This is a genomic window from Corallococcus sp. 4LFB (assembly GCF_046520365.1).
Lineage (GTDB): Bacteria > Myxococcota > Myxococcia > Myxococcales > Myxococcaceae > Corallococcus > Corallococcus caeni.
In genome coordinates, this window is sequence record NZ_JBKGHJ010000307.1 from 1 (window position 1) to 10,586 (window position 10,586).

9 protein-coding genes and 2 pseudogenes are annotated in these 10,586 nt (G+C 69.8%); 5 read left to right on the forward strand and 6 right to left on the reverse strand.

The features are described from left to right. Positions 1-121: 121 nt before the first annotated feature. On the forward strand, positions 122-1,453 hold the full coding sequence (gene thrC / locus ACLEQD_RS27660; RefSeq protein ID WP_410388019.1) for a threonine synthase: 1,332 nt from the start codon (positions 122-124) through the stop codon (positions 1,451-1,453). Positions 1,454-1,465: 12 nt separating this feature from the next. Here the strand turns inward: thrC and ACLEQD_RS27665 are convergent, their stop codons facing one another. Continuing rightward, complete coding sequence (locus ACLEQD_RS27665; RefSeq protein ID WP_410388021.1) at positions 1,466-2,836, reverse strand: MFS transporter; 1,371 nt, start codon at positions 2,834-2,836, stop codon at positions 1,466-1,468. A gap of 79 nt (positions 2,837-2,915) precedes the next feature. Next, on the reverse strand, positions 2,916-4,043 hold the full coding sequence (ribB, locus tag ACLEQD_RS27670) for a 3,4-dihydroxy-2-butanone-4-phosphate synthase (protein WP_410388023.1): 1,128 nt from the start codon (positions 4,041-4,043) through the stop codon (positions 2,916-2,918). Between the two features lie 213 nt (positions 4,044-4,256). Between ribB and ACLEQD_RS27675 the strand changes: the two genes are divergently transcribed. The 4 genes and pseudogenes from ACLEQD_RS27675 (at position 4,257) to ACLEQD_RS27690 (ending at position 6,497) form a co-directional block, all read left to right on the forward strand. Then, the gene (locus tag ACLEQD_RS27675; protein ID WP_410388025.1) at positions 4,257-4,595 is read left to right on the forward strand and encodes a hypothetical protein; all 339 of its coding nucleotides are present in this window, start codon (positions 4,257-4,259) and stop codon (positions 4,593-4,595) included. Continuing rightward, positions 4,592-5,249 (forward strand): annotated as a pseudogene (gene tmk / locus ACLEQD_RS27680) (dTMP kinase). The gene ACLEQD_RS27675 and the pseudogene tmk overlap by 4 nt, the downstream one beginning before the upstream one ends. A 139-nt stretch (positions 5,250-5,388) precedes the next feature. Continuing rightward, positions 5,389-5,850, forward strand: coding sequence for a hypothetical protein (locus ACLEQD_RS27685; protein ID WP_410388027.1), 462 nt, complete (start codon positions 5,389-5,391; stop codon positions 5,848-5,850). Then, on the forward strand, positions 5,847-6,497 hold the full coding sequence (locus tag ACLEQD_RS27690) for a hypothetical protein (protein ID WP_410388029.1): 651 nt from the start codon (positions 5,847-5,849) through the stop codon (positions 6,495-6,497). The genes ACLEQD_RS27685 and ACLEQD_RS27690 overlap by 4 nt, the downstream gene beginning before the upstream one ends. Positions 6,498-6,568: 71 nt before the next feature. Here ACLEQD_RS27690 and ACLEQD_RS27695 read toward each other — a convergent pair whose 3' ends face one another. From ACLEQD_RS27695 to ACLEQD_RS27710, 4 genes and pseudogenes are all read right to left on the reverse strand, one after another. Next, on the reverse strand, positions 6,569-7,750 hold the full coding sequence (locus ACLEQD_RS27695; protein ID WP_410388031.1) for an ATP-grasp domain-containing protein: 1,182 nt from the start codon (positions 7,748-7,750) through the stop codon (positions 6,569-6,571). Between the two features lie 3 nt (positions 7,751-7,753). Further along, positions 7,754-9,109, reverse strand: coding sequence for a hypothetical protein (locus ACLEQD_RS27700; RefSeq protein ID WP_410388032.1), 1,356 nt, complete (start codon positions 9,107-9,109; stop codon positions 7,754-7,756). A gap of 10 nt (positions 9,110-9,119) precedes the next feature. Then, entirely contained in the window at positions 9,120-10,091 is a 972-nt protein-coding gene (locus tag ACLEQD_RS27705; RefSeq protein WP_410388034.1) for an isopenicillin N synthase family dioxygenase, read from the reverse strand. Between the two features lie 22 nt (positions 10,092-10,113). Next, positions 10,114-10,586, reverse strand: a pseudogene (locus tag ACLEQD_RS27710) (hypothetical protein); the annotation flags it as partial.

A 10,586-nucleotide genomic window follows, 5' to 3' on the forward strand; every position in this document is an offset into this window, starting at 1 on the left:
CGGCGCAGGCGACCGCGAAGCGCAAGGGCGCGGACGAGGGCGAGCGCGTGCCCTGTCCCTCCTGCCACGTGCCGGCCTGGCCGGGCCGCGCGTGCGTGGCGTGCGGCACGAAGGTGGAGGCGTGACGGCTCCGGCGCTGAAGGCGGGCTACGCGTGCAGCGAGGGCTGCGGCTTCACCGCGTCGCTGTGGGAGGTCGTCTACCGCTGCCCGCGCTGCGAAGGCCTGCTGGAGGTGGCCCACGACGAGGCCGCCCTGCGCGCCGTGCCCGCCGCGGAGTGGAAGCGCCGCTTCGAGTCCCGCTTCGCCACGTCCCGGCTGCCGGACGGCTCCGGCGTCTGGGGCAAGCGCGAGTGGGCGCTGCCCGAGCTGCCGGTGGAGGACATCGTCTCGCTGGGCGAGGGGCGCGTGCCGCTCAAGCCGCTGCCCCGCATGGCGGCGGAGCTGGGGCTGGGCTCGCTGATGTTGAAGGAGTGCGGCGTCTCCCCGACGGGCAGCTTCAAGGACTGGGGGATGACGGTCCTGGTGTCCGCGGTGAAGCACCTGCGCTCGCGCGGCACGCCCATCCGCGCGGTGGCGTGCGCGTCCACGGGCGACACGTCCGCGGCGCTGTCCGCGTACGCCGCGGCGGCGGGCATCCCGGCGGTGGTGTTCCTGCCGAAGGACAAGGTGTCGCTCGCGCAGCTCGTGCAGCCCATCGCCAACGGGGCGCGCGTGCTGTCGCTGGACACGGACTTCGACGGCTGCATGAAGCTGGTGCAGGCGGTGACGGCGGACACGGGGCTGTACCTGGCGAACTCGATGAACTCGCTGCGCATCGAGGGCCAGAAGATGATCGCCGTCGAGCTGTGCCAGGACCTGGGCTGGGAGCCGCCGGATTGGATCGTCATCCCGGGCGGCAACCTGGGCAACGCGAGCGCGCTGGGCCGGGGCCTGGACCTGCTGTTCAACCTGGGGCTCATCTCCCGCCGGCCGCGCATCGCGGTGGCGCAGGCGCAGCGGGCCAACCCCCTGGCGCGAGCCTTCCGGGGCGGCTTCCAGGACCTGGTGCCCATGCAGGCGGGAGCGACGCTCGCGTCCGCCATCCAGATTGGCAACCCGGTGTCGTTCCGCCGCGCGGTGCGGATGCTGCGCGCGTTCGACGGCGTGGTGGAGGAGGCGTCGGAGTCGGAGCTGGCCAACGCGGCGGCCCGGGCGGACCGCGAGGGCACCTTCACCTGCCCGCAGACGGGCGTCGCGCTGGCGGCGGTGGAGAAGCTGGCCGCGTCGGGCGTGATGGCGAAGGGCGCCAGCGTCGCGGTGGTGGCCACCGCGCACGGGCTGAAGTTCGCGGACTTCAAGGTGGGCTACCACCGGCAGACGCTGACGGACGTGAAGGCCGCGCACGCGAACCCGCCGGTGGAGCTGCCCGCGGACCTGTCCGCCGTGCGCGCCGCCCTGAAGGACCTGGGCTGAGGGCGGGCACCGTCAGGACGTGAGGCCGGGGAGCGGCTCCGGCGGCGCGTCGGGCAGGGCCTGCTCGACGCGGCGGACGCTCGGGAGCAGCGTGCACGTCACCACGAGCAACACGGTGGCGGCGCCGAGCAGCAGGAAGAACAGGGCGATGCCCCGGCCCGGCCCCGTGCCCCCCACCCAGGGGCCCAGCGTGGAGGCCAGGGGCCCGCCCACGGCCATCATCGGCTCGAAGACGTGATCCGCGAGCGGTCCGGAGAGCAGGTAGGCGGCGGGAATGGCGCCGCCGGACAGCGCGGCATGCACGGCGAAGACGCGGCCCTGCAACCCGGTGGGGACCTTGCGCTGCCAGAGGGTCTGGTTGCTGCTCATGATGACGGGGACGGTGAACAGGACGCCGAACGCGCCCGCGCCCACGCCCCACGCGGACGCACGTGACGCGCCCAGCCCCATGAACAGGCCCTGGAGCAGCACGAACCCCAGCACGGTCCAGACGCCGCGCGCCCCGCCCCAGGCGAGCAGCAGCAGGCTTCCGGCGAGCATGCCCACCCCGCCCGCGGTCATCACCGCGCCCAGCGTGCGCACGTCGGTGAAGGACAGGACCAGGGGCGTGACGAGCACCTGGAGGATGCCCAGGTTGAAGCTCATCAGCGTGAGGAGGACCTGGAGCCCCAGGAGGCCCGGCCGCTCGCGGATGTAGCGCCAGCCCACTCCGGCATCCTGGAGCGCGCGGCCGCCCAGGGACGCCTTCACCGGCGCGGCCTCCTCCGGTGCTGCCGCGGGCATGCGCAGGGCCTGGAGCACCGCCAGCGAGAGGGCCGCCGCGAGGACGTCGATGACCAGCAGGCCGGTGACGCCGATGAGGGGCAGCAGGACGCCGGACAGCAGCGGCGCGACGATGTAGCCCAGCGCCAGGCCCAGCTGCATGAGCCCATTGGCGCGCGGAAGCTGCTCCGGGCCCACCAGCAGCGTCGTGGCCTTGGTGAAGGCAGGCCGCTGGACGCTGTTGAACGCGGCGCCGGCCGCGACGAGCGCGAGGAGGGCGCCCACGCTCAGTCTGTCCAGCCAGAGCAGCAGCGCGATGAGCACCGTGCAGACGGCCCCGCCCGCGTGCCCCAGCATCATCACCTTGCGCAGGTCGTGCCGGTCCACCACGCCGCCCAGCAGCGGTGCCACCAGCACGCCCGGCGCGAAGGCGGCCAGGGCGATGAGCGAGTAGAGCGACGTGGACCGCGTGTGCTCATACATCCACACGCTCAGGCCGAAGCCGTTCAGGTGCGAGCCCATGCCCGACACCGTCTGCCCCAGCCACAGCAGCACGAACCGGGAGAAGGGCGGCGGCCCGCTGTCACGGCCGCGCGGTGGCTGGGGGAGGGAGGTTCGCATGTCCGGGTCGAACTGGAGTGGCCACGAACCCTGCCACTCCGCTCTGACACCGGGCGTCCGGCGAACCTCCCGGGTTTCGCTACTCCACCTCGAGCGGCAGGCGCGACTCGATGGTGAGCCCGAAGCCGGAAAGGCCCCGGTAGGTCATGTCCGTGTTGGACATCACGCGCATGGCGCTCACGCCCAGGTCGGTGAGGATCTGGCAGCCCATGCCCACGTCGCGCGACTCGTTGGCCGCGAGGCTGACGGACGCGTTGCTGCCGTCGCCCGCGCGCTTGTGGTGGATGCCGAAGTCGTTGCCGTGCATGCCGGGCAGGTAGACGATGACGCCGTTGCCCTCGCGCGCCACGTTCTCCAGCGCGCGGTCCAGCAGCAGGTTGCACTTGCAATCCGGTGACCCGAACACGTCACCCAGGGCGCAGGCGCCGTGCAGGCGCACCAGCGGGGCGGGCTGGGCCTTCGCGGGGTCGCCCTTCACCAGGACCAGGGACTTCGCGCCGTCGGGCGTCCACGTGTAGGTGAGGGCGGTGAACTCGCCGTGGCGGGTGCGCACGACGCTCTGGCCGGGCTCGCGACGCACCAGCCGGTCCTTGCGGCTGCGGTACTGGATGAGGTCCGCGATGGTGATGAGCTTGAGGTTGTGCTCGCGCGCGAACTGCTTCAGGTCCGGCATGCGCTGCATGGTGCCGTCGTCCTTCACCAGCTCGCAGAGGATGCCGGAGGGCTGCAGGCCCGCGAGGCGCGCCAGGTCCACGGCGGCCTCGGTGTGGCCCGCGCGGCGCAGCACGCCGCCCTCGCGGTAGCGCAGCGGGAAGATGTGGCCGGGGCGCAGGAAGTCGTCCGCGGTGGTGTTCGGGTCCGCGAGCGCGCGGATGGTCTTCATGCGGTCGCTGGCGGAGACGCCGGTGGTGGTGCCGTGGCGGAAGTCCACGGAGACGGTGAAGGCGGTGCGGTGGGACTCGGTGTTCTCCGACACCATCTGCGGCAGGCGCAGCGCGTCCAGCCGCTCCGCGAGCATGGGCTGGCAGATGATGCCGCTGGTGTGGCGGACCATGAAGGCCAGCTGCTCCGGGGTGGCCAGCTCGGCGGCCATGATGAGGTCGCCTTCGTTCTCGCGGTCCTCGTCGTCGGCGACGATGACGCACTTGCCGGCCTGGATGTCGCGGATGGCCTCCTCGATGGTGTTCAACTCGGAGTCTGGGCTCATGGCGGAGGGGCTCATCCTGCTGACGGCGTGGAGAGGCATGGTGGGCGGCATGTAACGCGAGGGGGGTGGGGTGGCAAGCCATGCCCGGGAAGCGAGCGTGCGCCCGTTCAATGGCTGGGATGAGGGAAACCGGTGCCCTGGCGTCCATGTAGGTATCGCGGCCCGGCCGGCGACTCGACGGGCTGGGGCCTCTGATGTAGGATGCCCGGTTCCGTGAGCGCAGACATCCAGGACAAGCGGGCCAGGTTCAACCAGCTGCAGGACAGCCTGGCGACCCGGCAGAGCACCACGCACTTCACCCACGCGGGTGTTTCCGTCATCGCCTTCATGCTGATTGCGGGGGCGGCGGGGAAGCTGTTCTACGACTCCCTGCGCACGCCGGTGCTGGCCTGGGGCGCCAGCCTCCTGGCGCTGGGGCTGCTGGTGTACGGCTTCCGCAGCTACCGCCAGGGCCGCAAGGTGCTGGTGGACGAGCTGCAGCGCTATGAGGCGCTGCTGGCGCTGCGCCGCGAGCTGCACCTGGACAACCCTGCCGCACTCCTGCCCAGGTGAGCGCCGCGAGGAAGGTCGCCCTTCCGGGGCGGTTCATCGTGCTGGAGGGCCTGGACGGCGCGGGCACCACCACGCAGACGGAGCGGCTGGCGTCCCTGCTGAGGGCGGAAGGGCACGACGTCGTGGACGACGCGCGAGCCCTCGGATGGCCCGGTAGGCACGATGCTGCGCCAGGCGCTGACGGGCCGCCTGGGGCTGCCGCACGGCCGGGGACCGCTGGCGCAGGAGACGCTGGCGCTGCTGTTCGCGGCGGACCGGACGGACCACCTGCACGCGCGGATCCTGCCGGCGCTGGAGCAGGGCAAGGTGGTGCTGTGCGACCGCTACGTGCTGTCCTCGCTGGCGTACCAGGGGGCGAGCCTGCCCATGGAGTGGGTGGACGAGGTGAACTCGCACGCCGTGTCGCCGGACCTGACGTTGTTCGTGGGCGTGGACCCCAAGGTCGCGGCGACGCGCCGGGCCGTGCGAGGAGGCCCCGCGGAGCTGTTCGAGGCGGACGAGGCCCAGCGCCGCATCGCGATCCAGTACCTCAAGGCCATCGAGCTGCGAGAGAACCACGAGCGCATCGTGCACATCGACGGTGAGCTGTCCGTGGAGGCCGTGACGGAAGCGTGCCTGGTGGAAGTGCGGCAGGTGCTCGCGCGCAAGCGCTGAGGCCTGGCAGGGCACAGCCCTCCCAGGCCCATCTGTTCCCGGGGTGAACGCCTTCTGGTATCCCGGGGCGTCCCCGGGATGACGTCGGCTGTGGTGTCATGACTGATTGACTGGGCGAGCCTTGCTGGAGGTTATGGACATGAATGCGGACATCGTGCTCCGAAACCCGAGCGGAAAAGTCATTGCCGTGGTTGAAGCCAAGGGCTCCATGAAGTTGACGCCCATGCTCGCCATGGAACTGCGTCGCCGGATGCTTGCGCATGGGCTTCCCGCGACTGTTCCCTATTTCCTGCTGCTCACCCAGGAGCGTGGATTTCTCTGGAAGGGCACGGCCACCAGCCGCGCTGATGCGCTTCCGGATGCCGAGTTTCCGATGAGCAAGGTCGTTGAGCGGTATTTGCCGGCAGGACCGGGGATCCGGCTTCACGGAACGCAATTGGAGTTGCTGTTGGTCCAGTGGTTGACCGAACTGGCCCTGAAGAAGGTTCCTTCGAGATCGGGAACCGAAATGAAGCTGAAGAAGCTCGGCTTCCTTGATGCGATTCGCGGCGCCCAGGTCATGCACGAAGTCGCGCTGGATCCGTTCGGGGCACCTGCTTGATTGTCTATGTTGAATCGAACTTCATCCTTGAGCTTGCCTTGGGACAAGAAGGAGCCAACGCGGCGGAGTCGATTCTTTCCGGGGCAGAGCAGCGGCTGTTCGAGTTGATGATTCCGGCGTTCTCGCTCAGTGAACCTTTCGGGACGATGGCCCACCGTGGCCGGGAACGAAAGAAGCTCGGAAACCTGTTGGAGGAGCAGTTCCGGCAGCTTCGTCGTTCCAGACAGCACAAGGCCACGATTCAGCCTATCGAGACGGCGCCAACGGTGCTTCTGGGCCTGGAGACGGCGGAATCAGACGCACTCGACTCGGTGGTCATGCGGTCCTTGCGAACCGCGGGCCGGATTGAATTGACAGCCGACATGTTCGAGCAGGCATTGAACTACCGGCGCGACTATGACCTTTCGTCGTCTGACGCCATCATCTATGCGGCTGTTGTCGCGGATGCGCGGAAGCGAGACCGGATGCGGCCCAAGTTGTTTGTCAGCCGCAATCACAGGGACTTTGACATCCCGCAGGTTCGCGATGAGCTGGGCCTTCTCGGGGGCGAATACTGCGATTCGTTCGAAAGCGCCGTTGAGAAGCTCGCGCAGCACAACGTGAAGCTCCCTCGCCCGTCGGTCTTGCCTGTCCCTGGAGTCGCGTAACGCGCGCAAGCGCTGAGCGCCCCAACCGACGCGGCGGATTTCACATCCGCCGCGCCGCGGAACGCATCACCTCAAGCGGTCTCCAACACGAGCCGCTGGCTGACCTCCCTGCACACGGCCTGCGCCTGCTGCACGGTGTCCGCGTAGGCAATCACGAAGCCCGCGCGGTCCTCTGACTTCAGGGCCTGCCGGACGGTGGTGCCCAGCTCGACCTGGAGCGAGATCTCCACGACTCCCGGAATGCGCCGCAGCGCGTGCGCGCCGTTGAGCCGCTTGAGCTTGCCGGGCGGCGGCGTGAAGAACTGGATGGCCGCGCCGCCCCGGGGCACCGGATCCGCCTCCAGGGGCTTCAGCGTCCCCATGGCCCACTGGAGCGTCATGTCCAGCAGGTCATGCCCGGTGGTCAGCCGGACCAGGTCCCACAGGCGGTCGCCGCCCAGCCGCGTGTGCGTCTCCACGATGCGCGGGCCGCGCGACGTGTACTTCAGCTCCGTGTGCGAAGGCCCGTCCTGGATGCCGAGCACGTCCAGGAAGCTCCGGATGAAGTCCCGCACCTCGCGGTCCCGCTCCGGGGGCATCGGCGCAGGGACCTGATGCGCGATCTCCAGGAACGCGCTCGCGCTGGGGTCCGTGCTCTTCGTCTCCTCGTTGATGCCCAGGATGACGTGGCGCCCCGCGAAGGAGAAACACTCCACGGAGTACTCGGGGCCGTCCAGGTACTCCTCGGCGATCCACGACGCGCGGCCGTTGAGCACGCCGTCCAGGTCCGAGGCGGAGCGGACCAGCCGCACGTCGATGCTGCCCACGCCGTCCACGGGCTTGAGGATGAACGGATAGCCCTGTCGCCCGGCGAACGCGATGGCGTCCTCGTGCGTCTTCACCGCGGCCCACTGCACGGGGGAGAACCCGCCGGAGTCGAGCACCCGCCGCATGGCCGGCTTGTCGCGCGTCTTCTCCACCAGGGCCAGGGGCGTTCCCCGCAGCCCCAGCGCCTCGTTGATGCGCGCGCAGGCGGTGAGCGCCTCCTCCGCGACGGTGACGGCGCTCACGAACGGGGTGACGGCGTGCGCGGCCTTCAGCATGGGGATGAGCGCCGGGTCGTCGTAGTTCATGAGCAGGACCCGGTCGGACTGCCGGTTCACGACGTCATCGGACAGCCCCGGCTGCTGGATGATCAGCGGCCGCAGGCCCAGTTGCCACGCCCGCTCCGTGATGAACTGCCGTGCGCCCAGAAGGATGAGGTTCGCAGCCATGGTTCATGCGCTCCTTGAAGTGACGTCTTCCGCGCCGCCGCGCGCGTGACGGATGAAGGCCTGGCGTCCTTCCTCGGAAACGACGAACGCCCACCCCAGCTTGCCTCCACTGGTGATGTTCACCACCTTGGAAGTGCGGCTGCCGCGCACCAGGAAGCCGTTGGTCCTGCCGCCGTAGGAGTAGAAGCCCAGCACCAGCCGGTACTCCTCCGGGGCCGGGTCCCCCCCCGCACGCAGCCGGACGGTCTCTGCTTCCACGACGCGCTGGCAGATCCACCGTTCGACGCCCGGCTCGCGCAGCTTCCGCTCCAGCTCTTCCGAGGACCAGTCCGTCCCCATCAGCACGCCGCTGCCGCCGTAGGAGCTGCTGTCGTCGATCTTGAACACGAGCCGGCTCTTGTCGCGCAGCGCGCCCGCCAGGTTCTCCTCCGACAGCGAGAAGGCGGGGGGCAGGTACTTCCGGATGGCGGCCACCTCCTCGTCGCTGAACAGAGACTGGTGGCCCGGCTCGCACAGCAGCGCGAGGAACCGCTTGCTCATGCGCAGTTCCGGTTCGAAGCCGTGGGTGAGCACCGCGCCGCTCGCCCAGACCTTCTCCAGGAACGCGAAGCCGTCCGTGACCTCCTCGTAGGTGAACATGCGGTGGATGAGCGTTCGCTCGGCCTCCTCCCGCTTCAGCCACGCCTCCGGGTAGCTCACCTCGTCGAGGATGTGGACCTGCACGCCCGGGTTCAGCTCTTCGAGATATCGCTTCAGGTACTCCTGGCGCGGATACCCCAGGCCCGAGTGCCCCCGGGAGTCGAGGATCACCACCCGCCGCAGCTCCCGCTTCCGGCACTCCTCCGCGTACAGCACGGCGAGGTCCCGCAGCGGGCTGTCCATCAACCCCGCCTGGGGAAAGCCCAGCGCCGCGGTGGCCGCGCGGGAGCCCTCGTAGGCCTCGCCGCCGCCCACGCCGGGGAAGATGTTGAACTCGCAGAAGAAGTACCCCTGCCGCGTGGGCACGATGTCCATGCGGCCAATCGTCGCGTCGCCGTGGCGCAGGTTGTCCCAGTGGATGAAGCGCGCGAGGTGCCGGGGCATCCTCAGCAGGTCCAGCAGGCCCTCCCGCGAGCGCGCGTCGATGAGGTGGCCGATGAGCTTCAGCTGCGCGGAGAGCAGGGCGCGGCACGCCTGGCTCAGCTCCACGAACTCCGTCTGGCTGAAGAGGAGCGGGTGCGCGAACTGACTCTTCTCGTACATGGGCGAGTCCAGGTCGTGGATCGCGGCAATCGTGCTCGCCTGCGCCGTGGCGTCCCGCGCGGGGGTCCACCCCTCTTCCAGGGCGGCGAGGAACGCTTCGTTGAATTCACCGATCATGGGCGGGCCTCTAGGAGCGTCCAGCGTCGCCGCCGACACCGAACAGCGCGTTCATCTTCTGGAGGGAGAAGGCCTTGTAGACGACGGGCTCGTACTTCGCGGGCGTGTCCTTGCAGAACTTGGGGAAGCACTCGATGAGCGCGTCGTCGTTGGCGAGCTTGAAGAACGCCAGGGACTGGCGCTCGCCGCCGGACAGGACGACCCGGTGCGGGGTGGAGACGTACTCGTCGTTGGACCAGCGGGCCATCAGGTCGCCGATGTTGACGATGAGGTGGTCGCGCCGCTCCAGCGTGGGGGTGATCCACGCGCCCCCGCGCTCCTTCACCTGGATGCCAGGCCCCGTCTGGGCCAGCACCGTCAGCAGCGTCCCGTCCGTGTGCTCGCCCATGCCCTGGTCGTTGATCAGCTCCGCGCTGAGCTGGGGATAGAGCAGGGAGCGGAGCGAGTCGGTGGAGGCGGAGGTCTTCTTCGCGAAGAAGTCCCGGGGCAGGTCCAGCGCGATGCTGAACAGCTCCGTGAGCCGGGCCGTCAGCGCCTCGCACTCGTGGAAGTACGCCTTGAGCGCCGCGCGCAGCCGCTGGCCCTCCGCGTCCGAGCTGAACGGCAGGCTCGCGGCGTCGTCCTCGATGAGCCGGCCCACGCTGAACTTCTCCACGTAGTCGCTGGGCAGCCCCTTGCGGCCCATGTACGCGAAGGCGTTCTCCTCCAGCATGCCGCTGTAGCCGTAGGGCGTGTAGTCGTCCGCGGCCATGGTGAAGCCGGACTGCAACCGGCAGCGGTTCTTCGCCTCCAGGGGCTGGCGGAAGAACGCCCGCGACAGGGAATAGGCGTCCTCGAATACGGCCGGCGGGATGCCGTGGCCGCTCAAGGTGAAGAAGCCCACCTGCTTGCAGGCCCGGTCGATCTCGAACGCCGCCCGGCGCTCCGCTTCGGACCCTGGCGTCGCGGACGTCAAATCGATTCGGGGCAATTCCTTCATCATGTGCTCCTCCAGGTTCAATGGCTCAGCTCGTCGCGGGCCGGTGCCGTCCCTCGAGCTCGCGCAACACGTGCGCGACCGTGAGGACGTCGAGGAAGGCATGGCCCGTGGAGCTGAAGACGGTGCGGCCCGCGCGCAGGGGACCGCTGTCCCTCCGCACGAGCTGCCCCAGGGTGATGGCGCTGGCATGGACTGGCCCGGCCTCCGCGAGCGCGGTGGCCAGGTCCTCGACGATGACCGTCGACGTGCGCAGCAGTTCGAGCGGCACCTCCCGCGCCTCCACGGTGTGACCGCCCATGCAGTTGATGTGCACGCTGGGGGAGAGGCCCTCGAAGCTCCCCAGCGGTGTCTTCGACGACGTCGCGGTGCCAATCACGTCCGCGCCCCGGAGGGCCTCGTCCAGCGAGGCGCAGGCGACGACGTGCACCGCTTCGCCCAGCGACGCGCGCAGCTCCGCCGCGAACGCGCCGCGCCGGGCCGGGTTGCGCGCCCAGAGCC